Here is a 23361-nt window from a genome sequence, read left to right as displayed (position 1 = left end):
CCCCAATCTATCCGCAGCTACCGAGGCGTCCTCCATCGGGGCAGGCTGTCGGTGGGGCCTCCTAGACTGGCCGGCATGGCCGATCCGTCCACCTATCGCCCCAAGCCGGGCACGATTCCCACCGATCCCGGGGTGTACCGGTTCAGCGACGCCCACGGCCAGGTGATCTACGTCGGCAAGGCCAAGAACCTGCGCCAGCGCCTCAACTCCTACTTCGCCGATCCCGCCGGACTGCACTTTCGCACCCAGACCATGGTGCGCACTGCCGCCAAGGTGGAATGGACGGTGGTCCAGAACGAGCTGGAGAGCCTGCAGCTGGAATACACCTGGATCCAGCAGTACGACCCCCGGTTCAACGTCAAGTACCGCGACGACAAGTCCTATCCGTGGCTGTGCATCACCTGGAGCGACGAATACCCCCGGGTCTTCGTCGGTCGTGGCAGCAAGCGCAAGGGTTACCGCTACTTCGGGCCCTTCGGCCAGGCCTGGGCCATCCGGGAGACGGTGGATGCCCTGTTGCACGTCTTCCCGATGCGTTCCTGCAGCAATGGGGTTTTCAACAACGCCAAGTCTGCCGGGCGGCCCTGCCTGCTGGGCTACATCGGCAAGTGCTCGGCCCCCTGCGTGGGGCGCATCACCCCGGACGACCACCGGGAACTGGTCGAGGACTTCGCCAGCTTCATGGCGGGCCGCACCGGTCAGCTGACCCGCAAGCTCGAGAGGCAGATGCTGCAGGCCAGCGAAGACCTGGAGTTCGAGAAGGCGGCGGTGCTGCGCGACTCCCTGCAGGCGCTCAAGCAGGCCACCGAACGCAATGCGATCGTGCTCGACGACGGCACGGACGCGGACGTGATCGCGCTGGTGGAGGACCCACTGGAGGTCGCGGTACAGATCTTCAACGTGCGCGCCGGCCGGGTGCGGGGCGAGCGCGGCTGGGTGGCCGACCGGGCCGACGATGCCGACACCGCGGAATTGGTGGAGCAGTTCCTGCTGCAGATCTATGCAGATGCCTCGGCCGCCGCCGACACCGAGGTGGCCAGTGCCATCCCGCGTGAGGTGCTGGTGCCCGTGATGCCGGCCTCGGGAGCGGCGATGGAGGAATTGCTGCGCGAACAGCGCGGGGCCCAGGTTCGCCTGCACGTGCCGCAACGCGGCGACAAGCGGATCCTGATGGACACCGTCACCAAGAATGCCGAGCAGGCGCTGCAGCAGCACAAGATGAAGCGAGCCAGCGACCTGTCCACCCGCAATCGCGCCCTGGAGCAGCTGCAGGAGACCCTGGAGCTGCCCACCGCGCCCCTGCGCATCGAGTGCTACGACATCAGCCACCTGCAGGGCACCGAGGTGGTGGGCTCCATGGTGGTCTTCGAGGACGGGCTGCCCCGCAAGAGCGAGTACCGCCGCTTCGTGATCCGCTCCTTCGACGGTTCGGACGACCTGCGCGCCATGCGTGAGGTGCTGACCCGTCGCTTCCGTCGCCTGCTGGACGACCGGGCGTCGATGAGCGCGGAGGCCGAAGGCGGTCCGGTCCTGGTGGACGCCACCACCGGTGCGCCGCGCAAGTTCGCCTATGCCCCCCACCTGGTGGTGGTCGACGGCGGGCAGCCCCAGGTGGCGGCCGCCGCGCAGGTGCTGGACGAACTCGGCCTGTCGGACGAGATCGCCCTGGTGGGCCTGGCCAAGCGGCTCGAGGAGGTCTGGATCCCCGACGAGGAGTTCCCCCTCATCCTGCCCCGCACCTCGGAAGGGCTCTACCTGCTGCAGCGGCTGCGCGACGAGGCCCACCGCTTCGCGATCACCCACCACCGGGGCAGGCGCAGCAAGGCGATGGTGGAGTCGGTGCTGGACGAGGTGCCCGGCCTGGGCGAGACCCGACGCAAGGCGCTGCTCAAGCACTTCGGGAGCCTGCGCAAGCTGCGCGCCGCCACCGAGGAGGAGATCGCCCTGGTGCCGGGCTTCGGTCCCAAGCTGGCGGCCGCGGTGAGCCAGGCGCTGGCCGAACAGTCGCCGGGCGAGGCGATCAACGTCACCACTGGTGAGGTGGTTGAGACCTGAGCTCGCCGAAGGGCCCCTCCCGGCGGTGGGCTCGTCCATAATGGGCCTTGTGAGCACCTCGAGCCCCCTGAACCCCCGCGTCGTCATCATCACGGGCATGTCCGGCGCCGGTCGGCGCACGGCCGCCCACGCCATGGAGGACCTTGGCTGGTACGTCGTGGACAACCTGCCGCCGTCGCTGCTGCCCAACCTGGTCGACCTGGCGCGCCACAACAACATCGGCAAGCTCGGCGTCGTGCTCGACGTGCGCAGCCGCACCCTGTTCGAGCAGCTCGGGTCGATCTTCGCGCAGCTGACGGGGGAGGGCATCGACATCGAGGTGCTCTACCTGGAGGCCGACGACGCCGCCATCGTGAAGCGGCAGGAGTCCACCCGACGCCCCCTGCCGCTGCAGGGCGATGGCCGGTTGCTGGACGGGGTGGTCAAGGAACGCGCGATGCTCTCCACGCTGCGCGCCTCGGCAGACCTGGTGATCGACACCACCAACATCAATGTGCACCAGCTCTCCGCCCGCGTGGCCCACGCCTATGGCGGTGACGACGGTGCCCGCATCAGGGTGGCCGTGATGAGCTTCGGCTTCAAGAACGGACTGCCGCTGGATGCCGACCTGGTGCTCGACGTGCGTTTCCTGCCCAATCCGCACTGGGTGCCCGAGCTGCGTCCGCAGACCGGTCTGTCCGAGGCGGTCAGCGGTTATGTGCTGTCCCAGACCGGGGCCGAGGCCTTCCTGGACCAGCTCGAGTCGCTGTTCGACACGATGACCCCCGGGTACATCCGCGAGGGCAAGCGCCAGGTGACCATCGCGATCGGGTGCACCGGTGGCAAGCACCGCTCCACCGCGATGAGCGAGGAGTTCGGGCGTCGGCTGCGTGCCAAGCAGATCGGCGTCACCGTGATGCACCGCGACCTGGGCAAGGAGTGAGGCGATGAGCTCGATGCGTACCGCCCGGCCGTGCGTGACCGCCCTGGGCGGTGGCCACGGACTGCATGCCAGCCTGAGCGCCCTGCGACGCGTCACCGAACGCCTCACCGCGGTGGTCACGGTGGCCGACGACGGAGGTTCCTCGGGACGACTGCGTTCCGAGTTCGACTGCCTGCCACCGGGAGACCTTCGCATGGCGCTGGCCGCACTGTGCGGCGACGACCATGCCGGCCGGCAGTGGGCCGACGTGCTGCAGTCCCGCTTCGGGGGCACCGGGCCCCTGGCCGGCCATGCCGTGGGCAACCTGCTGATCGCGGGGCTGTGGCAACACCTGGGTGACCCCGTGGCGGGCCTCGACCAGGTGGGGGAGCTGTTGCGCACCCGCGGCCGGGTGCTGCCGATGTCACTGACCCCCTTGACCATCGAGGCGGACGTGATCGGGCTCGATCCGCTGCGCCCCGACGAGGTGTGCACGCTGGCGGGCCAGGCGACCGTCGCCAAGACGCGCGCCCATGTGCAGAAGATCCGGTTGGAGCCCCAGGATGCCGCCGCCTGCCCGGATGCGGTGCAGGCCGTGATGGAGAGCGACTTCGTGGTGCTGGGGCCGGGATCGTGGTTCACCTCGGTCCTGCCGCACCTGTTGGTCTCGGAGCTGGCCCAGGCCATCGTCAACTCGCCCGCTCGCAAGGTGGTCACCCTCAACATGTCGTCGGCCGGTGAGACCGACGGGTTCACCCCCTCGCGGCACATCGAGCTGCTCGCCGACCACGCCCCCGAACTGCGGCTCGACGTGGTGATCGCAGACCAGACCTTCGCCGATGCCCACCTGGAGACCTTCGTGAGCTCCCTGGGGGCGGAACTCGTGGTCGCCGACGTCGCGATGCGGGATGGTTCGGCCCGCCACGATCCCCTGCGGCTGGCCTCGGTCTACTCGGAGGTGCTGGGCTGCTGAGCGGATGCCGCGGCGGGCGTCGGGTGACGCGGTTGGCCCGACGTGGTTGAATCGGCACCCTGAGGGCTTCGTCCCGAGGCCTCGGGGGAGGACTGGACGGCCGGCCAACGCGCTGCCGCGTGCCCGTCAGGGCAGGTGTGCCGGGCGGGGCCGGATTCCGGATGGTCCACACGGTTCAGTAGGAAGGATCCAGACCCCATGGCCATGACCCAGCAGGTGAAGGCGGAGCTCGCCACCATCAAGGTGACCAAGCCGTGCTGTCGACGCGCCGAGGTGGCCAGCATGCTGCGCTTCGCCGGGGGCATCCACATCGTCAGTGGCCGGATCGTGATCGAGGCCGAGCTGGACACGGGGGCGGCTGCCCGTCGGCTGCGCACGGCGATCCAGGACCTCTACGGCTTCACCGCAGACCTGATCATGGTCACCGGTTCCGGGATCCGACGCGGCACCCGCTACACCCTGCGCCTGGTCGGCGAAGGGGAGTCCCTGGCGCGCCAGACGGGCCTGACCGACGCCCACGGGCGTCCGGTGCGTGGGCTGCCCGCCATCGTCGTGGGGGGTGGCACCTGCTGCCAGGTTGCCGCCTGGCGCGGCGCCTTCCTCGTCCACGGTTCGCTCACCGAGCCCGGCCGCTCGATGGCCCTGGAGGTGACCTGCCCCGGTTCGGAGGCAGCGCTGGCGCTGGTGGGCGCGGCCCGACGACTGCAGATCGGTTCCAAGGCGCGAGAGGTGCGCAATGTCGACCGGGTGGTGATCCGCGACGGTGACGCCATCGCCGCGATGCTCACCCAGCTGGGTGCCCACGAGTCGCTGCTGGCCTGGGAGGAGCGCAGGATGCGACGCGAGGTGCGTGCCTCGGCCAACCGGCTGGCCAACTTCGACGACGCAAACCTGCGTCGCTCGGCCCGGGCGGCGGTGGCCGCCGGGGCCCGGGTGGAGCGGGCGCTGGAGATCCTGGGCGACGACGTCCCCGATCACCTGAAGGCGGCCGGCCTGTTACGCCTGGAGCACAAGAATGCGAGCCTGGAGGAGCTGGGGCAGCTGCACGTCCCGTCCCTCACGAAGGACGCCGTGGCGGGGCGGATCCGCCGCCTGCTCGCCACCGCGGACAAGGTTGCAGCTGAGCGCGGAATTCCCGGCACGGAGGCCAGCCTGAGCCCGGAGATGCTGGACGACGCCCGCTAAGGCGTGTGGCTAGGCATTTGATCCTTCCGACCATTTGGTAGGAAGCGGCTGGAGGGCTGTTCACCCCGTGTTCACTTGCGGTGATACCACTTGCGGATCCGGTCTGGCCGCACGCGGGCCTTGCCCATTCGTTACACTCGGAGATGTCCGTACACGCCTTCCGCTACGGCGGCAGGCAATCGAATATCTCGAAGGAGATAACGCATGACCGTCAAGGTTGGAATCAACGGCTTCGGCCGCATCGGCCGCAACTACTTCCGTGCCCTCATCGAGCAGGGTGCCGACATCGAGGTCGTTGCCGTCAACGACCTGACCGACAACAAGACCCTCGCGCACCTGCTGAAGTACGACTCGCTGATGGGCCGTTTCGACGGCGAGGTCAGCTTCGACGACGACTCCATCACCGTTGACGGCAAGAAGATCAAGGCTCTGGCCGAGCGCGATCCCAAGAACCTGCCCTGGGGCGACCTGGGTGTCGACATCGTCATCGAGTCGACCGGCTTCTTCACCGACGCCGAGAAGGCCAAGGCCCACATCGAGGCCGGCGCCAAGAAGGTCATCATCTCCGCCCCCGGCAAGAATGTCGACGGCACCTTCGTGATGGGCGTCAACGACAAGGACTACACCAACGAGATGAACATCATCTCGAACGCGTCCTGCACCACCAACTGCCTGGCCCCGATGGCCAAGGTGCTGAACGACAACTTCGGCATCGAGCGCGGCATCATGACCACCATCCACAGCTACACCGGTGACCAGCGCCTGCTCGACGCCCCCCACAGCGACCTGCGTCGCGCCCGCGCCGCCGCGCTGAACATGATCCCCACCAAGACCGGCGCCGCCCAGGCCGTCGCCCTGGTCATCCCCGAGCTCAAGGGCAAGTTCGACGGCTTCGCCGTGCGCGTTCCCACCCCCACCGGCTCGCTGACCGACCTCACCTTCGAGGCCTCCAAGGAGGTCACCGTCGAGGAGATCTGCGCCGCCATGAAGGCTGCCGCCGAGGGTGAGCTCAAGGGTGTCCTGAAGTACACCGAGGATCCGATCGTCTCCTCCGACATCGTCGGTGATCCCCACACCAGCATCTTCGATGCCACCCTGACCAAGGTCGTCGGCAAGACCGTCAAGGTCCTGTCCTGGTACGACAACGAGTGGGGCTACTCCAACTCGCTGGTCCGCCTGACCGCCCTGGTCGGCAGCAAGCTGGCCTGATCTCCCGATCAAACCGTGTGACGGGGTGGGACGCTCCGGCGTCCCGCCCCGTCGTCACATCCGCACCACCTGCACCACATCCGGGGCGTTGGCGCCCCACCCATTCCTCGACGGAAGGACCGACGTGAAGTCGATCAAGGATCTTGGCGATCTGAAGGGCAAGCGGGTAGTCATCCGCTGCGATTTCAATGTGCCGCTGGACGGCGACACCATCACCGACGACGGCCGCATCAAGGCCGCACTGCCCACCCTGAACGAGCTGCGCGAGGCCGGTGCCCGCGTGGTCGTGCTGGCCCACCTGGGCCGCCCCAAGGGTGAGGTCAACCCCAAGTACTCGCTGGCTCCCGTCGCCAAGCGCCTGGGCGAGCTGCTCGGCGCCGACGTGAAGCTGGCCTCCGACGTGGTGGGCAGCTCCGCCCAGGAGACCGTCGCGGCCCTGGCCGACGGCGAGGTCGCCCTGATGGAGAACGTTCGTTACGAGAAGGGCGAGGAGAGCAAGGACGAGGCCGAGCGCGTCGAGCTGGCCAAGAAGTACGCCGAGCTGGGCGACGTCTACGTCTCCGACGGTTTCGGCGTCGTGCACCGCAAGCAGGCCTCGGTCTACGACATCGCCACGCTGCTGCCGAGCGCTGCCGGTCTGCTGGTGAAGAAGGAGGGCGACGTCTTCTCCAAGGTGCTCTCCGATCCCGATCGTCCGCTCACCGTCGTGCTGGGTGGCGCCAAGGTGGCCGACAAGCTGGCCGTCATCGACAACCTGCTCAAGATCGCCGACACCGTGATCGTGGGCGGCGGCATGGCCTACACCTTCCTGGCCGCCCAGGGTCACGAGATCGGCCAGTCGCTGTTCGACGAGGCCTCGCTCGAGGCCTGCAAGGGCTACATCAAACAGGCCGAGGAGTCGGGCAAGCAGCTGCTGCTGCCCGTCGACGTGCGCGTCGCCAAGGGCATGGACTTCGACGCCAAGACCGTCGACGGTGAGGTCACCGTCGTCAAGGCCGACGCCATCCCCGCCGACCAGATGGGCCTGGACATCGGCCCCGAGACCGAGAAGCTCTTCTCCGACGCCATCAAGACCGCCAAGACCGTGGTCTGGAATGGCCCGATGGGCGTCTTCGAGATCGAGGAGCTCAGCAAGGGCACCGCCGCGGTGGCCAAGGCCCTCACCGAGGTCGACGGCCTGAGCGTCGTCGGTGGCGGCGACTCGGCTGCCGCCGTGCGCGAGCTGGGCCACAAGGACGAGGAGTTCGGCCACATCTCCACCGGTGGCGGCGCCTCGCTCGAATACCTGGAGGGCAAGGAGCTCCCGGGTCTGACCGTTCTGGAAGGAAAGAACTGATGGCACGCAAGCCGATCATGGCCGGCAACTGGAAGATGAACCTCGACCACGTCGAGGCCACCGGCCTGGTGCAGAAGCTCGCCTGGACCCTGAAGGACAAGGGCTACGACGAGACCAAGTCCGAGGCCGTCGTGCTGGTTCCCTTCACCGACATCCGCACGGTGCAGACCCTCGTCGAGGGTGATCGTCTGCCCATCGCCTTCGGTGCGCAGGACGTCTCGATGTACGACAAGGGCGCCTACACCGGTGAGGTGGCCGCCCCGATGCTGGCCAAGCTGAACTGCTCCTACGTGGTCGTCGGCCACTCGGAGCGCCGCCAGTACCACGCCGAGGACGACGCCGTGGTCAATGCCAAGGCCAAGAAGGTCATCGAGCACGGCATGACGCCGATCATCTGCGTCGGTGAGGGTCTGGACGTGCGCAAGGCCGGCAACCAGGTCTCGTACACGCTGGACCAGGTCAAGGGCGCCCTCGACGGGATCAGCGCTGCCCAGGTGGCCAACCTGGTCATCGCCTACGAGCCCGTCTGGGCCATCGGCACCGGTGAGGTTGCCACTCCCGAGGATGCGCAGGAAGTCTGTGGCGCCATCCGCGAGGAGATCGGCAAGCTCTACGACGCCCCGACCGCCGAGGCCGTGCGCATCCAGTACGGCGGCTCGGTCAAGGCCAAGAATGTCGGCGAGCTGATGGCCAAGCCCGACGTCGACGGCGCCCTGGTGGGCGGCGCGAGCCTCGATCCGGAGGAGTTCGCCGGCATCGTGCGCTTCTACGAGCTGCCCGCCGTCTCTGCCTGAGACTCTGCTGCAAGAACCCGAACGGGGCGTCACCGCTGGTGGCGCCCCGTTCTCGTGTTCGCCGATGACACGGTGCGACGAGCCGTCGGAATGTGGAAAAGCTTGCCCGGTGGGTTACGCTTGCCCACGTGATTCTGGTACCGCTGATGACTTGGCCCATCATGACTCTGTCGATCGTCTTGGTCGTGTTGAGCGTGATCCTGGCGTTGTTCATCCTGCTCCACAAGGGGCGTGGCGGCGGCATGTCCGACCTGTTCGGCGGTGGCATGTCCACCTCGATGGGTGGCACGTCGGTGGCCGAACGCAACCTCGACCGTCTGACGGTGATCGTGGGTCTGCTGTGGTTCATCACCATCATCGGTCTGCTGCTGCTCTACCGCGCCAGCTGAGGCCCCGGCGCACTGACCGCGCCACCCGCGTCCCGCGGGAGATCTTGTGGAACTTGTGACAATAGGAGAACAACTGTGGCAGGTGGCAGCGCCATTCGGGGGAGCCGCGTAGGAGCAGGACCCATGGGCGAGGCGGAGCGTGGAGACGCCGCTCCTCGGCTGTATGTCTCCTTCTTCTGCTCGAACGGACATGAGACCCGGCCCGCCTTTTCCGCCGAGGCGGCGATCCCGGAGGACTGGGACTGCCCTCGGTGCGGCTTGCCGGCCAGCACGGACGCGGAGAACCCGCCGCCCCCGCCGAAGATCCTGCCGTACAAGACGCACCTGGCCTACGTGAAGGAGCGTCGTAGCGACGAGGAGGCCAAGGCCATCCTCGAGGAGGCGCTGCAGATCCTGCACGATCGTCGTGCCCGTGGGGACGTCATCTACTGACAAGTCGTGAAGAGGCCCGGACGAGTGTCCGGGCCTCTTCGGCGTGTTGGGGCCTTTCTTCGGCGGTGGGCGGGTGCGCCCACCCTCACAGTTCGCAGCGATAGAAGGGCAGCTCGACGGCGGCGGCCTCCTCGACGAACCACAAGGTCTCCTGCTGCCCGTGGACCTGCGCCGCAGGCAGCTGTGGGTCCCCGCCCAGCGCTCCGGCGACGGCCTGGGCCTTGTCGGTGCCGCTGACCAACACCCAGACCCGCTGGGAGCGGTTGATCGCCTTGAGCGTCAGGCTGATCCGTTCCGAGGGCGGCTTGGGGGAGTCGGTCACTCCGATGACCAGCGAACTGCCCTGGTCGGGCCCCTGTGGGCGCCCGGGGAAGACCGAGGCGACGTGCCCGTCGGGGCCCAGCCCGAGCAGGCAGATGTCGAAGATGGTCCCGTCCAGGTCATTGGCATAGGCATAGGCCGCCTCGGTGGGATCGGCCTTGCCGTCGCTGGCCGGCATCGGGTGGGTCTGTGCGCTGGACAGTTGCAGGGTGCGGGCCAGGATCGACAAGGCCTGCAGCGCATTGCGATCGGGATCGGTGGTGGAGACGAAGCAGTCGTCGCTCCACCACAGGTGCAGGGATTCGGGGCGCAGCCCGGAACCGGGGACCAGCTCTGCGAAGCGTTCGTAGATCCGGTTGGCCGTGCGTCCCCCGGTCAGGCACAGGTGCACGGTCTCCTGACTGTCCTGCAGCTGCAACAAGGTGGACAGCAGGTGCTGAGCCGCATCGGCCACCAGCTGGTCGGTGTCCTCATGTCGCAGTACGCGAGGCGTGGTCATTGCGTGTCTCCCTGGGAGCGACTGGTCTTCTTCGACTTGGCCGGCGCATCACCGGTTCCCGTCGATTCTTCCAGCGTCTGCTTGTGACGGTCCAGCAAGACTTGGGTCGCCTGCTCGAAGATGGCATCGGGATCCATCCGGCGCAGTTCCTCGGTGATCAGCTCGTTGATGTCGCGGCGCTTCAGGGCCACCTCGCGTTCCGGCTGGCCGGGAACCAGGTAGCTCGCCGTGTTGGCCCCCGGGGGTCGCACCACGGCGATGTCACCGGCGGCGGTGTTGAGGCGAACACCGGTGATGCCGGGGCCCTTGGTGACCTTCCGATCGACCGGCACCTGCAGCCGGGCCTGCAACCAGGCGGCCATCAGTTCGGCCGGGGCATTGTCGCGGGCGGCCTCCACCGTCACCTTGCGCACCCGGCCCGGGTACTGGTCGACGGCGGCGGCCAGCAGGGCCCGCCACGGCGTGAGCCGGGTCCACGTCAGGTCGGTGTCACCGGGGGAGTGGTAGCGGGCGCGGATGGTGACCGCATCCACCGGATTGCGGGCTCCCGCCGCATCGGTGATGCGACGGTTGGCCAGCGCGCCAACCTGGTCGTCGGAGGGGTGCTCGGGCGATTCGTTGGGCCACCAGGCGACCACCTTCGAATCGGGCAGCAGCAGGGGCAGCACGACCGATCCGCTGTGCTCGGCCAGCTCGCCGTGCATCCGCAGGGTGACGATGTCTCCCGGGATGCCCTCGCCGGTGCGGATCTCCGCGTCGAGGCGCGATTCGTCGCCATTGCCGTGCACCACCAGCAGGATCCGCGAGGGATGCTCGGCCCCGGCCTGCAGACAGGCCTGGAAGACCTTGTCGTAGTGCTTCTCCTGGGTCACCACCACCAGGGTGAAGGCGAGCGCGGTGTTCCCGGTGCGCTGGTGCGCCTTCTGGATGGCGCGCGCGATCTGGGAGGTGGAGGTCTCCTTGAGTTCGATGATCATCGTCGTGCCTTTCAGGGACGTCGCCAGTTGAAACCGTCACGGGCCAGCATCGTGATGCCGCTGGGTGGGCCCCAGGTGCCGGCGGCATAGCCCTCGGGCCGTTCGCCGGTGGAGGCCCAGTAGTCCAGGACCGGGTCCAGGATCTTCCAGCCGAGCTCCACCTCCTCATGCTGGGGGAACAGCGGCGGGTCGCCCAGCAGGACGTCGAGGATGAGCCGCTCGTAGGCCTCGGGGGAGCTCTCGGTGAAGGATCCGCCGTAGCCGAAGTCCATGCTGACCTCGCGGATCTCCATGGCGGTGCCCGGCACCTTGGCCCCGAAGCGCATGGTGACGCCTTCGTCGGGCTGGATCCGCATCACCAGGGCATTGGTGCCCATCTCGGTGGTGTCGGTGTCGGCGAAGGGCAGGTGCGGGGCGCGCTTGAAGTTGAGCGCGATCTCGGTCACGCGACGCGGCATCCGCTTGGCGGTGCGCAGGTAGAAGGGCACGCCGGCCCACCGGCGGTTGTCGACGTCGACGCGGATCGCGGCATAGGTCTCGGTGGTGGAGTCGGGCTCGATGCCGTCCTCCTCCAGGTAGCCACGCACCTTCTGTCCGCCCTGCCATCCGCCCAGGTACTGGCCCCGCGCGGTGTGCGCGGCCAGGTCGGCGGGGGTGGAGGCGGCGGCCAGCACCTTGCGCTTCTCGGCCCGCAGCTGTTCGGCGTCGAAGTTGTTGGGCTCCTCCATGGCCGTCAGGGCCATCAGCTGCAGCAGGTGGTTCTGGATGACGTCACGGGCGGCGCCGATGCCGTCGTAGTAGCCGGCCCGCCCGCCGATGCCGATGTCCTCGGCCATCGTGATCTGCACGTGGCTGACGTAGTTGTTGTTCCAGATCGGTTCGAACATCTGGTTGGCAAAGCGCAGCGCCAACATGTTCTGCACCGTCTCCTTGCCCAGGTAGTGGTCGATCCGGAAGACCGACTCCGGGGGGAAGACGCTGCCGACGATGCGGTTCAGTTCCTGCGCGCTCTCCAGGTCATGGCCGAAGGGCTTCTCGATGATGACGCGGCTCCACCGGCCGCCGTCCTGCTTGGCCAGGCCGTGCTTGCGCAGCTTGCTCACCACGCCGTCGAAGCTGCCCGGCGGGATCGAGAGGTAGAAGGCATTGTTGCCCGCGGTGCCCTGGCTCTCCTCGAGGTCACGCAGCGTGGCCTTCAGCGACGAGAAACCCTCGTCGTCGCGGAAATTGCCCTGCACGAAGCGGATGCCGCGGCGCAGCTGCTCCCACACCTCCTCCTTGAAGGGGGTGCGCGCGTGGGCCTTGACGGACTCCAGCACCACCTGGGCGAAGGCCTCCTCGTCCCAGTCACGCCGGGCATAGCCCACCAGGGCGAAGCCGGGGGGCAACAGGCCGCGGTTGGCCAGGTCGTAGACCGCGGGCAGCAGCTTCTTGCCGGCCAGGTCTCCGGTCACGCCGAAGATCACCAAGGCGCAGGGGCCGGCGATCCTGGGCAGGCGACGGTCGAGCGGGTCGCGCAGGGGGTTGATGCGTTCGTCTTCGCTCACTGGGACTCCTGAAAGGGGGACGGATGGGCGGGGGCGCGTCGCGGCATGGGCAAGGCCCGCGCCCGGTGCTGGGACCGGGTCACGGGCCTCCCAAGGTGTGACGATGGAACTCAGGCCTTGGCGGCTTCCACTGCAGAACCTACGGTACCGACCAGCTCGTCCCACGAGACGATGAACTTCGAGACGCCTTCTTCCTCGAGCTTGGCGACGACGTCGTCCATGTCGATGCCCACCTCGGCGAGCTTGCCCATGGTGTCGATGGCGGCATCGATGTTGTTGCTGATGGTGTCACCGGTGATCTCGCCATGGTCACCCACGGCCTCCATGGTCTTCTCGGGCATGGTGTTCACGCAGCCGTCGGCCACCAGCTGGGTGACGTACATGGTGTCGTCGTAGGACGGGTCCTTGACGCCGGTGGAGGCCCACAGCGGACGCTGCGGGTGGGCGCCACGGTTCTTGAGCACGCCCCAGCGCTCGCTGGTCATCACCTCGAGCCAGGCGGCGTAGGCGATGCGGGCATTGGCGATGGCGGCCTGGCCCTTGAGCGCCTTGGCCTCGTCGCTGCCGATCTCGTCGAGGCGCTTGTCGACCTCGGAGTCGACGCGGGAGACGAAGAAGCTGGCCACCGAGTGGATCTCGTCGATGTCCAGGCCGGCCTCCAGGGCGTCCTCCAGGCCCGACAGCCAGGCGTCGAGCACCTCGCGGTAGCGTTCGATGGAGAAGATCAGCGTGACGTTGACGCTGATGCCGGCGGCGATCGTCTTGCGGATGGCCTCCAGTCCGGGCTTGGTGGCCGGGATCTTGATCAGCACATTGGAGCGGTCGACCTTCTCGAAGAGCTCCTTGGCCTGGGCCAGGGTGGCGTCGGAGTCCATCGCCATGCCCGGCTCCACCTCGATGGAGACACGGCCGTCGACGCCGTCGGTCTGCTCGTTGAGCTCTGCGAACAGTTCGCAGGCATCGCGCACGTCGCTGGTGGTCAGCTCACGGATCGCCTCGTCCACGCCCAGCTGGGGATTGGCGGCGACCAGCGACTTGAGCTGTTCGGCGTAGGCCTCGCCATTGCTGAGGGCGGCGGCGAAGATGGTGGGGTTGGTGGTGACGCCGGTGACGGACTCCTCGGCGATCAGCTGCGCCAGATTTCCGCTCGTCAGACGCTCGCGCGACAGGTCGTCCAGCCAGATGGAGACGCCAGCGTCGGCCAGGGCCTTGAGTCGCTCGTTCACGATTCCTCCTGCGGTGGTGAAGTGGGTGATCTCTTTGTCTTGCACCCTAGACAGGGCCGACGGGGTGGGGAAGGGACTGCAGGGTGTTGCCTCCACTGGCACAGAATCGGTTTTCCGCCCATCACGGCGTAGAATCCCGGGGAGTTGTCCTGCATCCGCAGCAGGGCATGGGCAGCATGGCCAAGGCCGCGCCCGGGGAGGACGGAGCCACGTGACCACGCAGCACACCACCAACAAGACCGGAGCACCGCAGCAGGGTGCACCCGGGGCCACGGTGGACGATGGTGCGCAGGCGCAGGCGCAGGGCCGGGCAAGCTTCACCGACGTCGTCAAGGCCTACGTCGCCCTCACCAAGCCGCGCATCATCGAGTTGCTGCTCACCACCACCCTGCCGGTGATGTTCCTGGCAGCCGGGGGAGTGCCCCCGCTGTGGGTGGCCCTGTGGACCATGGTCGGCGGCATGTTGAGCGCCGGCAGCGCCAATGCCTTCAACTGCATCCTCGACGCCGACATCGACGAGGTGATGCGCCGCACCCGCCGCCGCCCGATGCCGCGTCACCGGGTCTCCACCCGCAACGCCTACCTCTTCGCCATCGTCCTGGCCGTCGTCTCCACGCTGGTGCTGGGGCTGGGTGCCAACTGGCTCTCGGCGGGCCTGGCGCTGGGCGCCAATGCCTTCTACGTCTTCGTCTACACGATGTGGCTCAAGCGCCGCACCAGCCAGAACATCGTCTGGGGCGGCATCGCCGGCTGCTTCCCTCCGCTGATCGGCTGGACGGCGATCACCGGCAGCGTGAGCTGGGCTCCGATCCTGCTCTTCCTGGTGGTCTTCTTCTGGACGCCGCCGCACACCTGGGCGCTGGCCTTCCGCTACCGCGAGGACTACGCGGCGGCCAATGTGCCCATGCTGCCCGTGGTGATGGACGCCGTGGGCGTGTGCCGTCGCATCCTGTTCTACTCGGTGCTGACGGTGCTCACCACACTGCTGGTGTGGCCGGTGGCCGAGACCGGCTGGATCTATCCGGCCGTGGCGATCATCGCCGGCGCCGTCTTCCTGTGGGAGGCCTGGCTCCTGCTCAAGCGGGCCAAGGCCGGCAAGCGGGACACCGAGCTGAAGGCGATGCGCCTGTTCCACTGGTCCAACAGCTACCTGGCGATCCTCTTCCTCGCCATCGCCATCGACCCGCTGGTCTTCTGAGCACAGGGGGATCCGCCCCCGTGGTGCCTCACCAAGCACCGTTCACTCCGCGCCACATCGGGGCACTCCGCCCGCGTGTGGCGCATGTGCGATCCGTGACCCAGTGGCGCGAAGTGTCTCGCGGCTGGAGTGGTGGCTGCGATGATCTGTACATGTGGTTCTCGACGCAGGAAGCGCGCAGACGTCTTGCCGCGGATGATCCGTGGGACTTCGCCCGTCGCGCGGCACGAGACTTCCTGGTCGGGAGGACCAGTGGTCAGCAATTCCTCGCCGACCTGCACCTCATCGGCCATCAGGGTCCCGAAGGGCTGCAGGATCTGGTGGAGCTGGATGACGAATACCTGTTCGGCAACGATCCCGGAGCTGAGGACCGGTTCATGGCGGATCGGGCGATGGAGATGCTCGTGAGGAGGGCACATGAGCTCGCCGAAGGCTGAGGGCATGCACACGGCGTGGGTCGGGCTCCGCTTGACCTTGCCCGGACGGAGCGACTTCGCGGCCCGAAGGCGCGTTCGGCGTCGATCCATGGAGCGGGCGCAGCGCCCCGGGGTGGCGCGTGGTGGACAGCGGCGGAGAACTGACGGCTCGGGCAGAGATGGCCGGGTGGGGACCACGAAATCCGGTGGTGGTGCGGCGCGCGGCTTCGTAGGGTTGTGGGGGAACGACGAAGGGAATCGGCATGGGATCAGCATTGGTCACCGGGGTGGGCAGGCGACGGGGCATCGGGGCCGCCATCGCCCGACGGCTGGCCGCCGACGGCTGGGACCTGGCGTTGGGCTTCCATGCCGCCTATGACCGGCGCGTGATGCACGAGGACGCCGACGTCGAACTGCTCGCCGACGAGCTGCGCGCCACCGGCACCCGCGTGGCGCTGGTGCCGGGTGACCTGTCGGATCCGGAGGTGCCCGCCACCGTCGTCGAGCGTGCCCAAGCAGAACTTGGCACCCTGGGAGCGCTGGTGATGAGCCACTGTGAGAGCGTCGACTCGGACTACTTCAGCACCACGGTCGAGAGCTTCGACCGGCACTACGCGGTCAATGTGCGCGCCCCGTGGCTGCTGGCTCGCGCGTTCGCGGAACAGGCCGGTCCGGATGGGGGAGCGGTGCTGGCCTTGACCAGTGACCACACCGCCTTCAACCTTCCCTACGGGGTCACCAAGGGGGCGCTGGACCGGCTCGTCATCGCCGGTGCCACCGAGCTGGCTGACCGTCGCATCCGGTGCAATGTGATCAATCCGGGGCCCATCGACACCGGCTGGATGAGTGAGGCCACCCGGGAAGAACTGTCGGCGATGACGCCCGGTGGACGGTTGGGAGGGCCACAGACCACCGCCAACCTGGTCGCCTTCCTGCTCAGCGAGCAGGGCAGCTGGATCAATGGGCAGCGGTTGTTCAGCGACGGTGGGTTCAACCCGACCAGGGTGTGAATCCCCCTCGACAGGCTCGGGAAGCGGCTGCGCTCGGGGAGCGGCTGCGCTCGGATCCGTCAGGCGGGCAGGCCCTTGCGGGTGCCGTAGTAGAGCCAGCTGACGGCGGTGGTGACCAGGCCGATGCCGATCATGTGGCAGATCACCAGGCCCATGGGCAGGCCGTTGAAGTACTGGGCGTAGCCGATGGCGCCCTGCACCAGTTCGGCGGCCAGCAGCCACAGCACCAGGGTGCGCAGCCGGGTGTTGCCGGTGGTGATGGCCTGCACCAGCAGCAGGACGGTCAGCGCCACCACCACCCAGATGGTCCAGGCATGGGCTCGGGCGACGAACTCGATGTCCATGCCATTGCGCGGCACCCGCTCGTCACCGGCATTGGGGCCGGCGCCGGTCACGACGGTGCCCAGCCACAGGGCGAACATCATCAGCCAGAAGATCGCCTGCACGATGCGGCGTTGCAGCGTGGGGACGGGCACCTGCTCGCCGTCGCCGGTCCACTGCACGAGTTGCACGCACCACACGATCAGCAGCACCGAGAGCAGCAGGTGCAGCGCTACCACCCACGGATTGAGGTGGGTGAGCACGGTGATGCCACCGATGACGCCCTGGAAGGGGATGCCGGCCAGGATGAGCCACGACAGGAATCGCTCGCGCTGCGGTGCGGCGGAGCACACGGCCGTCACGACGGTGGCGATGGCGATGGCCAGCAGCACGAAGGTCAGGGTGCGGTTGCCGAATTCCACGTAGGAGTGCCATCCCAAGGCCGGGTGGGCGGTGTAGGACTCGGCGCTGCACTTGGGCCAGGTGTCGCACCCGAGCCCGGACCCGGTGAGCCGCACCACGGCGCCGGTCACGATGATGCCGCAGTTGGCCACCAGGTTGGCGATGCTCCAGCCCCGCAGCGCCCGTCGGGTGCCGAACAGGCGGTCCTTGAACGATGCAGGGGTGGTGGGGGCTACGACGTCCAACGGAATGCCTTTCGGGCCAGGAGGTGCGAGATGACTGCCCAGACGAGCAGCACGAACAGGGGGAGCCAGCTGGTGGAACCGGCAGACCAGTGCCGCACCACCTCGCCCAGGGCTCCGGTGGGCAGGGCCGCCACGACGGGCTGCGTGGCAGCGGGGTAGCTGGCCACCGGCCACATGATGCCGCCCAGCACCAGCCCCATCAGGTAGACCAGATTGGCCAGGGCCAACGTGGCCTCGGCGCGCAGCACGCCGGCCATCGCGACGGCCAGGTTGGCGAAGACGAACATTCCCAGCGGCAGGCCCAGCAGCAGCACCGGCCACTGCGCGGCAGCCGGCTGGGGGCGCCAGCCCAGGGCGAGCGCGACCACGCCCAGCAGCACCAACTGGCCCAGCGCCACCAGGGTGATTCCGAGCGCCTTGCCCGAGAGCAGCCCGCCGCGGCCCAGGGGAGTGGCCGAAAGCCGCTCCAGCACGCCATAGCGCCGCTCGAAGGCGGTGGCGATCGCCAACGAGGTGAAGCACGAGCTCCACACCGCCAGGGTCAGCACATTGGGGGCCACCGAGGACTCGTCGATGCCGAAGCGGCCACCGGCGAAGCGTCCGAAGAGCAGCAGGGCCAGCGGGATGACCAGTGCCACCACCAGCTGTTCCCCATTGCGCAGGATCAACGACGCCTCGGTCAGCGCATGGTTGCGCACCATCCGGCCGCGGGCAGCGGCCGCCGGTGCGGGGGTGAAGTCCAGGCTCATGCGCCGCCTCCCACGCGTGCGGTGGTGTTGGCCAGGAAGACCTCTTCCAGGCTCTGGTCACGGGTGAGTTCGGCGACGCTGCCGTCCACCACCACCCGGCCCCGGTCGACCAACCAGACATGGTCGGCCAGCTGCTGGGCCTCGTCCATCGCATGGGTGGTGAGCACCACGGCCACGCCGCTGTCGCGCAACTGCTGCACCACCTGCCAGGTGTGGCGTCGCACGTGCGGGTCCATGCCGGCGGTGGGTTCGTCCAGGAAGACCAGCTCGGGACGCCCCACCAGCGCACCGGCCAGGTTCACGCTCTGCTGCTGACCACCCGACAGGCGCCGATAGGGGGTCTTGGCGAAGTCGTGGATGCCCAGCAGGTTCATCAGCTCGTCGACGGGCTGGGGATTGGCGTACAGGCCGGCCAGGTAGCGCAGCAGTTCGCCGGCGCGGATGCCAGACCAGGCGCCGGTCGACTGCGGCATCATGCCCACCCGAATGCTCGCCTCCGGGCTGCCGGCCGGATGCCCGAGCACGCTGACGCTGCCGGAGTCGGGCTTCAGCAGGCCATTGCAGACGCGGATCATGGTGGTCTTGCCGGCACCATTGGGGCCGAGCACTGCGGTGATCCGGCCCGCGTCTGCGGTCAGGCTGAGCGCGTCGAGGGCCGGCTTGGTGCCGAAGCGCACGACGACATCACGCAGTTCCAGAGCAGTCACCGTGGCAGTCTAGTCCGCTCGTCGATGAGCTGTTTGAGGGCGTCGACGTCCTTGGGGAGGTCGATGACATGCCGGGGCAGGACGTCCAGGTGGGCGAAGGCGGCGGGGACCTCGGGCTCACGGCCCAGCGCCTCACGGATGGTGTCGGCGAACTTCACCGGCAGGGCGGTTTCGAGCACGATCATCGGCAGCTGACCACCCTGATCGGCCCACTCCCGTGCCACCTTCACACCGTCGGCGGTGTGCGGATCGATCATCACCTGCTGCTCGTCGAAGAGCCGCTTGATGGTGGCGACGCGATCCGCATGGGTGGACGAGCCGCTGGCGAAGCCGAAGTCCTCACGGATGCGGGCGAACTCGGGGGTCTCGGACAGGTCGAAGAAGCCCTGTTCGGCCAGCTGGCGTCCGAACAGGTCGGCGACCCGGGCGCCGTCCCGCCCGAGCAGGTCGAAGACGAAGCGCTCGAAGTTCGAGGCCTTGCTGATGTCCATGCTGGGCGAGCTGGTCTCGAAGGTCTCCGCGCTGGCCCGCACCCGGTAGACGCCGGTGCGGAAGAACTCGTCGAGCACATTGTTCTCATTGGTGGCCAGCAGCAGCGTGTGGATCGGCAGACCCATCTGCCGGGCGACGTGGCCGGCGCAGATGTTGCCGAAGTTTCCGCTGGGGACGCAGAAGCCCACCTGCTGGTCGTCTGCGGTGGTGGTGCGGAAGTAGGCGGCGAAGTAGTAGACCACCTGGGCCACCAGACGGGCCCAGTTGATCGAGTTCACGGCGCCGATGGAGTGTTGCTTCTTGAAGTCGAGGTCATTGCTGACGGCCTTGACCAGGTCCTGGCAGTCGTCGAAGACGCCCTCGACGGCGATGTTGACGATCGACGGGTCGTCCAGGCTGAACATCTGGGCCTGCTGGAAGGGGGTCATGCGGCCCTTGGGGGTGAGCATGAACACGCGAATGTGCTGGCGGCCCCGCATGGCGTACTCAGCGGCCGATCCGGTGTCACCGCTGGTGGCCCCGACGATGTTCAGTTCGCGGCCCCGGCGGCTGAGCTCGTACTCGAAGAGTTGGCCCAGCAGCTGCATCGCCATGTCCTTGAAGGCGGCGGTGGGGCCATTGCTCAGGTGTGCCAGGAAGTGCCCGTCCCCGATGGGGCTGACCGGAACCACCTCGGGGGTGCCGAAGACGTCCTCGTTCCAGGCGCGCCGGCAGATGCCGCGCAGGTCGTCGGCGGGAATGTCGTCGATGAACTCGCTCAGGATCGCGAATCCGAGCCCGGCATAGCCCTCCTCGGCCAGGACCTGCCGCAGGTCGGCCAGCCGCGCTCCCAGCTGCGGGTAGCTCTCGGGCAGGTAGAGACCCCCGTCAGGGGCCAGGCCCTCGAGGAGGATCTCGCAGAAGGGGCGGCCGGGCTGCTCGGACGTGGATCGGGTGGAGACGTAGCGCACGGCCCCAACCCTAGCCGGGGCGGCAGGCTCGTCGTGCCTGGTCCATGGGCCGGCTGTGGCTGACAGGGCGCCCCGCGTACGGGGACGACGCTGCCCGCCGCCACCGGGCGGGGTGGCAGCGGGCAGCGCGGTCAGTCGGGCGTCAGCTGGCGGGGGCGGCGACGACCGTCTCGTCGACGATGCCCTGCTTGGCCGCACCGATCTCGACGGCCTGGGCCTCCTGCTGCGCCGAGCGGGGCTGGCGCGGCACCAGGGTGAACAGTCCGCCGGCCAGGGCCACGATGGCGAACATCTGGAAGGCGCGCACGATGTCGATGCCGGCGGCGATCAGGAAGCCACCCACCAGGGGGCCGAAGATGCCGCCCAGTCTGCCGAAGCCAGCCACCCAGGCCACCCCGGCACCGCGGGCACGGGACTCGTAGAAGTTGGAGCCGAAGCCGTAGATCAGCACCTGCACGCCCACGGTGCCCATGCCGGCCAGGGCCACGAGCAGCAGCAGGATGGCGTGCGGGAAGGAGAAGGGCAGCAGCATCAGGCAGACCGCTGCCAGGGCGAACAGGGCCACGATCACGGCGCGTGCACCGATCTTGTCGGCGATCCACGAGGCGCTCATGGCGCCGAAGACCGCGCCCAGGTTCAGGGTGAGCAGGAAGAGCAGCGAACCCTGGGTGTTGAAGCCGTGCTGGCCCATGATCACCGGCAGCCAGGTGTTGAGGCCGTAGGTGAGCAGCAAGCCGGTGAAGCTCATCAGGCCGACGAACAGGGTTGCCACGATGTACTTGCGCGAGAACAGGGCGGCGAAGCCGACCGGTTCGGTGGAGGGAGCAGCGGGCGCCGCGCCCACGGGGGCGCTGTGGGCCACCAGCGGGACGCCGGTCTTGGCCGACCACTGCTGGGCCTCCTCGTGGCGGCCGCGCGATTCGAGCCACAGCGGCGATTCGGGCAGCTTGAACCAGGCCAGCGGCAGCAGGAAGAGGATCGGGGAGGCACCCACCAGGAAGAGCCCGCGCCAGCCGATCGAGGAGTGCAGCAGCATGGCGAACAGCGAGGCCATCACGCCACCGGCGGGCACGCCGCAGTAGACGATGGCGTTGAAGAGCTGGCGACGGTTCGGCGGTGCGAACTCGGCGACGATGGCGCCGGCGGTGGCGACCAGGGCACCGACACCGATGCCGGTGACGAAGCGCAGGATGCCGAAGACGGTGGCCGAGTGAGCCATCGCCGTGGCGGCCATGCCCACCGAGAACCAGGCGATCGCCAGCAGCATCACCTTGCGGCGGCCGATCACGTCGGTGACGGCGCCGCAACTGAGCGCGCCGACCAGTACGCCGAACAGCGCGTAGCTGCCCAGCTGCCCGGCCAGTTCGGGGCTGACGGGGCCGATGTGGCTGGGGTCTGCCAGGAAGCTGGGGACGACGGTGCCGTAGATCACCAGGTCATAGCCGTCGAAGATGATGGCGATCGCAGAGATGAGGACCACCCAGAGGGAGGTGGCCTTGCGCAGTGCCGGGTTCGGCGTCACGTCAGGCTGGGGTGCGGGGCGCACCGGCGGCGTGCTCTCGGTCGTTGTGGGCATGTTTGCTCGCTTCGGTCCGGGGCCGCGTCGCTGCGGCCGTGGCGCCGAGGGCGGTGTGGCTCCTCGGTCGGTGGAACGAAACACTGCCAGCCCGCTCGAGCCAGAACAGCTGGGCAAGAACCTAGTGAGCCTCCGGTGCGCTTCCATTGACCGGAGCGGCCAATTCATCGATTTCACCGATGATGGAGGTTCGCAGCCTTGTGTCTGGCGTGTCCAAGGCTGACACGGATGACTATTTCATCGCTGGGGTGACGAGTCCACTCGGCCGCCATCCCAGGCGCACCGCAACGGGCGGATCACCGGTCTGGTGATCCGCCCGTCGTCGGCAGCGGAGAGCTGGTTACTTGACGGCGCCCGCGGTGAGTCCGCTCACGATGTACTTCTGCAGCCACAGGAAGAGCACCATCACCGGGATGGCGGCCAGCACCGCGCCGGCCGAGAAGACCGGCCAGTAGGTGTTGTTCTCGGTGGAGACGTACTGGTACAGGCCGATGGCCAGGGTGGACTTGGACGAGTCATTGCCCAGGATCACCGAGGCGATGACGAATTCGGTGAAGGTGGCATTGAAGCTCAGCAGCGCCACCACCATCTGGGCCAAAGGGTTCCGAAGGCGGGATGAGCAGGGCAGAAGTTACTTAGGTCAGGCTTCCTTGTTGTCTTTGGGGGTAATTAGGTAAGAATGGCGTTGTGAAAACAAACGACGAGACAGCTGTGCGCCCGCCGCAGCCTGGCGTCGTCGAACCCGAAGAGGACGCCACGACCCGCGAGCGGGTGGCGCGCTCCATTCTGGAACACGGCCCGAGCACGGCCGTCGAGCTGGGGGAGCGGCTGAGCCTGACCCCTGCCGCCATCCGCCGGCACCTCGGTGTGCTCACCGAGCACGGCCACATCGAGCCGCGCGACCAACGAGTCTACGGCCAGCGGGGTCGGGGGCGGCCGGCCAAGGTCTTCGCCCTCACCGATCTGGGCCGACGCAACTTCTACCAGGCCTACGACGAGCTGGCGCTGCAAGCGCTGCACCAGTTGGTGCGGGCTGCCGGACCCTCGGCGGTCAGCGCCCTGGCCGAGCAGCGCGTCGCCGACGTGGAGGCGGCCTACCACCGCATCCGCGCAGAGCAGCCCGAGGCGACCGCCTCCGAGGTGCTCGCCCAGGCGCTCAACACCGACGGCTACGTGGCCAGCGTCAAGCCCGCCCAGCTGGGTGAGCAGTTGTGCCAGCACCACTGCCCGGTGGCCCACGTGGCCGAGGAGTTCCCCGAACTGTGCGAGGCCGAGACTCAGCTGTTCAGCCGCCTGCTGGGCAGCCACGTGCAGCGCCTGGCGACCATCGCCCACGGCGACGGCATCTGCACCACCAACATCCCCTTCTTCAGACCCGAGGAGCTCACTGCCGGTGAGCACTCCCCACAACACGACACCAGCCACGAATCCAATCGAAAGGCCAACTGAGA

At 68.1% G+C, this 23361-nt stretch carries 22 protein-coding genes and 1 pseudogene; 13 read left to right on the top strand and 10 right to left on the bottom strand.

Translation table 11 applies throughout. From position 1 onward, the window contains the following. Positions 1-75: 75 nt before the first annotated feature. The 9 genes from uvrC to ACOAMO_RS00775 all read left to right on the top strand — a co-directional run bounded on the left by uvrC (position 76) and on the right by ACOAMO_RS00775 (position 9274). Complete coding sequence (uvrC, locus tag ACOAMO_RS00815) at positions 76-2055, top strand: excinuclease ABC subunit UvrC (RefSeq protein ID WP_420175702.1); 1980 nt, start codon at positions 76-78, stop codon at positions 2053-2055. Between the two features lie 40 nt (positions 2056-2095). Next, positions 2096-2977 (top strand): RNase adapter RapZ, encoded by an 882-nt coding sequence (gene rapZ, locus ACOAMO_RS00810; RefSeq protein ID WP_420175701.1) that lies wholly within the window; start codon positions 2096-2098, stop codon positions 2975-2977. A 4-nt stretch (positions 2978-2981) separates the two neighbouring features. Continuing rightward, positions 2982-3929 carry a gluconeogenesis factor YvcK family protein gene (locus ACOAMO_RS00805; RefSeq protein ID WP_420175700.1) on the top strand — a complete coding sequence of 316 codons (948 nt, stop codon included), beginning with the start codon at positions 2982-2984 and terminating at the stop codon, positions 3927-3929. A 198-nt stretch (positions 3930-4127) separates the two neighbouring features. Then, positions 4128-5114, top strand: coding sequence for a DNA-binding protein WhiA (gene whiA / locus ACOAMO_RS00800; RefSeq protein ID WP_420175699.1), 987 nt, complete (start codon positions 4128-4130; stop codon positions 5112-5114). 204 nt (positions 5115-5318) lie between these two features. Further along, positions 5319-6323, top strand: a complete 1005-nt coding sequence (gene gap, locus ACOAMO_RS00795; RefSeq protein WP_420175698.1) for a type I glyceraldehyde-3-phosphate dehydrogenase — start codon at positions 5319-5321, stop codon at positions 6321-6323. A gap of 124 nt (positions 6324-6447) precedes the next feature. Next, positions 6448-7659 (top strand): phosphoglycerate kinase, encoded by a 1212-nt coding sequence (locus tag ACOAMO_RS00790; RefSeq protein ID WP_420175697.1) that lies wholly within the window; start codon positions 6448-6450, stop codon positions 7657-7659. After that, positions 7659-8453, top strand: coding sequence for a triose-phosphate isomerase (tpiA, locus tag ACOAMO_RS00785; RefSeq protein WP_420175696.1), 795 nt, complete (start codon positions 7659-7661; stop codon positions 8451-8453). The genes ACOAMO_RS00790 and tpiA overlap by 1 nt, the downstream gene beginning before the upstream one ends. A gap of 146 nt (positions 8454-8599) precedes the next feature. Next, entirely contained in the window at positions 8600-8842 is a 243-nt protein-coding gene (secG, locus tag ACOAMO_RS00780; protein WP_420175695.1) for a preprotein translocase subunit SecG, read from the top strand. Positions 8843-8917: 75 nt separating this feature from the next. Further along, entirely contained in the window at positions 8918-9274 is a 357-nt protein-coding gene (locus ACOAMO_RS00775; RefSeq protein WP_420175694.1) for an RNA polymerase-binding protein RbpA, read from the top strand. Positions 9275-9359: 85 nt separating this feature from the next. Here ACOAMO_RS00775 and pgl read toward each other — a convergent pair whose 3' ends face one another. The 4 genes from pgl to tal all read right to left on the bottom strand — a co-directional run bounded on the left by pgl (position 9360) and on the right by tal (position 13844). Continuing rightward, positions 9360-10094, bottom strand: a complete 735-nt coding sequence (gene pgl / locus ACOAMO_RS00770; RefSeq protein ID WP_420175693.1) for a 6-phosphogluconolactonase — start codon at positions 10092-10094, stop codon at positions 9360-9362. Beyond that, the gene (locus tag ACOAMO_RS00765; protein ID WP_420175692.1) at positions 10091-11071 is read right to left on the bottom strand and encodes a glucose-6-phosphate dehydrogenase assembly protein OpcA; all 981 of its coding nucleotides are present in this window, start codon (positions 11069-11071) and stop codon (positions 10091-10093) included. The genes pgl and ACOAMO_RS00765 overlap by 4 nt, the downstream gene beginning before the upstream one ends. 11 nt (positions 11072-11082) lie before the next feature. Then, on the bottom strand, positions 11083-12618 hold the full coding sequence (zwf, locus tag ACOAMO_RS00760) for a glucose-6-phosphate dehydrogenase (protein WP_420175691.1): 1536 nt from the start codon (positions 12616-12618) through the stop codon (positions 11083-11085). A 110-nt stretch (positions 12619-12728) separates the two neighbouring features. Then, positions 12729-13844 carry a transaldolase gene (tal, locus tag ACOAMO_RS00755; RefSeq protein ID WP_420175690.1) on the bottom strand — a complete coding sequence of 372 codons (1116 nt, stop codon included), beginning with the start codon at positions 13842-13844 and terminating at the stop codon, positions 12729-12731. Between the two features lie 211 nt (positions 13845-14055). Here tal and ACOAMO_RS00750 point away from each other — a divergent pair, with 211 nt between their 5' ends. The 3 genes from ACOAMO_RS00750 (at position 14056) to ACOAMO_RS00740 (ending at position 16468) form a co-directional block, all read left to right on the top strand. Then, entirely contained in the window at positions 14056-15042 is a 987-nt protein-coding gene (locus tag ACOAMO_RS00750) for a heme o synthase (RefSeq protein ID WP_420175689.1), read from the top strand. 95 nt (positions 15043-15137) lie between these two features. Beyond that, on the top strand, positions 15138-15479 hold the full coding sequence (locus tag ACOAMO_RS00745) for a hypothetical protein (protein ID WP_420175688.1): 342 nt from the start codon (positions 15138-15140) through the stop codon (positions 15477-15479). 242 nt (positions 15480-15721) lie between these two features. Beyond that, positions 15722-16468, top strand: coding sequence for an SDR family oxidoreductase (locus ACOAMO_RS00740; protein WP_420175687.1), 747 nt, complete (start codon positions 15722-15724; stop codon positions 16466-16468). A 59-nt stretch (positions 16469-16527) separates the two neighbouring features. Here the strand turns inward: ACOAMO_RS00740 and ACOAMO_RS00735 are convergent, their stop codons facing one another. The 6 genes and pseudogenes from ACOAMO_RS00735 to ACOAMO_RS00710 form a co-directional block, all read right to left on the bottom strand. Further along, entirely contained in the window at positions 16528-17436 is a 909-nt protein-coding gene (locus tag ACOAMO_RS00735) for a COX15/CtaA family protein (RefSeq protein ID WP_420175686.1), read from the bottom strand. After that, complete coding sequence (locus tag ACOAMO_RS00730; RefSeq protein ID WP_420175685.1) at positions 17424-18185, bottom strand: ABC transporter permease; 762 nt, start codon at positions 18183-18185, stop codon at positions 17424-17426. Before ACOAMO_RS00730 ends, ACOAMO_RS00735 begins: the two co-directional genes overlap by 13 nt. Next, positions 18182-18892 carry an ABC transporter ATP-binding protein gene (locus tag ACOAMO_RS00725; protein WP_420175684.1) on the bottom strand — a complete coding sequence of 237 codons (711 nt, stop codon included), beginning with the start codon at positions 18890-18892 and terminating at the stop codon, positions 18182-18184. Before ACOAMO_RS00725 ends, ACOAMO_RS00730 begins: the two co-directional genes overlap by 4 nt. Beyond that, positions 18889-20334 (bottom strand): threonine synthase, encoded by a 1446-nt coding sequence (gene thrC / locus ACOAMO_RS00720; RefSeq protein ID WP_420175683.1) that lies wholly within the window; start codon positions 20332-20334, stop codon positions 18889-18891. The genes ACOAMO_RS00725 and thrC overlap by 4 nt, the downstream gene beginning before the upstream one ends. A gap of 142 nt (positions 20335-20476) precedes the next feature. Further along, positions 20477-21910, bottom strand: coding sequence for an MFS transporter (locus ACOAMO_RS00715; protein ID WP_420175682.1), 1434 nt, complete (start codon positions 21908-21910; stop codon positions 20477-20479). A 340-nt stretch (positions 21911-22250) separates the two neighbouring features. Further along, positions 22251-22496 (bottom strand): annotated as a pseudogene (locus ACOAMO_RS00710) (sugar ABC transporter permease); the annotation flags it as partial. A 101-nt stretch (positions 22497-22597) separates the two neighbouring features. Between ACOAMO_RS00710 and ACOAMO_RS00705 the strand changes: the two are divergent. Further along, a complete protein-coding gene (locus ACOAMO_RS00705) occupies positions 22598-23359 on the top strand; it encodes a helix-turn-helix transcriptional regulator (RefSeq protein ID WP_420175681.1) in 762 nt (253 codons plus the stop codon). Positions 23360-23361 lie beyond the last annotated feature (2 nt).

This window comes from Luteococcus struthionis, assembly GCF_048595755.1.
Lineage (GTDB): Bacteria > Actinomycetota > Actinomycetes > Propionibacteriales > Propionibacteriaceae > Luteococcus.
Note: the sequence above shows the minus strand (reverse complement) of the source record. Positions and strands in the feature narration are given on the sequence as shown.

Excerpts from the sequence above, each read along its gene's own strand:
- ACOAMO_RS00765 (WP_420175692.1), bottom strand. The coding sequence starts at position 11,071 with ATGATCATCGAACTCAAGGAGACCTCCACCTCCCAGATCGCGCGCGCC.
- tpiA (WP_420175696.1), top strand. The coding sequence starts at position 7,659 with ATGGCACGCAAGCCGATCATGGCCGGCAACTGGAAGATGAACCTCGAC.
- ACOAMO_RS00730 (WP_420175685.1), bottom strand. The coding sequence starts at position 18,185 with ATGAGCCTGGACTTCACCCCCGCACCGGCGGCCGCTGCCCGCGGCCGG.
- whiA (WP_420175699.1), top strand. The coding sequence starts at position 4,128 with ATGGCCATGACCCAGCAGGTGAAGGCGGAGCTCGCCACCATCAAGGTG.
- gap (WP_420175698.1), top strand. The coding sequence starts at position 5,319 with ATGACCGTCAAGGTTGGAATCAACGGCTTCGGCCGCATCGGCCGCAAC.
- ACOAMO_RS00740 (WP_420175687.1), top strand. The coding sequence starts at position 15,722 with ATGGGATCAGCATTGGTCACCGGGGTGGGCAGGCGACGGGGCATCGGG.
- ACOAMO_RS00805 (WP_420175700.1), top strand. The coding sequence starts at position 2,982 with ATGAGCTCGATGCGTACCGCCCGGCCGTGCGTGACCGCCCTGGGCGGT.
- ACOAMO_RS00715 (WP_420175682.1), bottom strand. The coding sequence starts at position 21,910 with ATGCCCACAACGACCGAGAGCACGCCGCCGGTGCGCCCCGCACCCCAG.
- rapZ (WP_420175701.1), top strand. The coding sequence starts at position 2,096 with ATGGGCCTTGTGAGCACCTCGAGCCCCCTGAACCCCCGCGTCGTCATC.
- uvrC (WP_420175702.1), top strand. The coding sequence starts at position 76 with ATGGCCGATCCGTCCACCTATCGCCCCAAGCCGGGCACGATTCCCACC.
- secG (WP_420175695.1), top strand. The coding sequence starts at position 8,600 with ATGACTTGGCCCATCATGACTCTGTCGATCGTCTTGGTCGTGTTGAGC.
- pgl (WP_420175693.1), bottom strand. The coding sequence starts at position 10,094 with ATGACCACGCCTCGCGTACTGCGACATGAGGACACCGACCAGCTGGTG.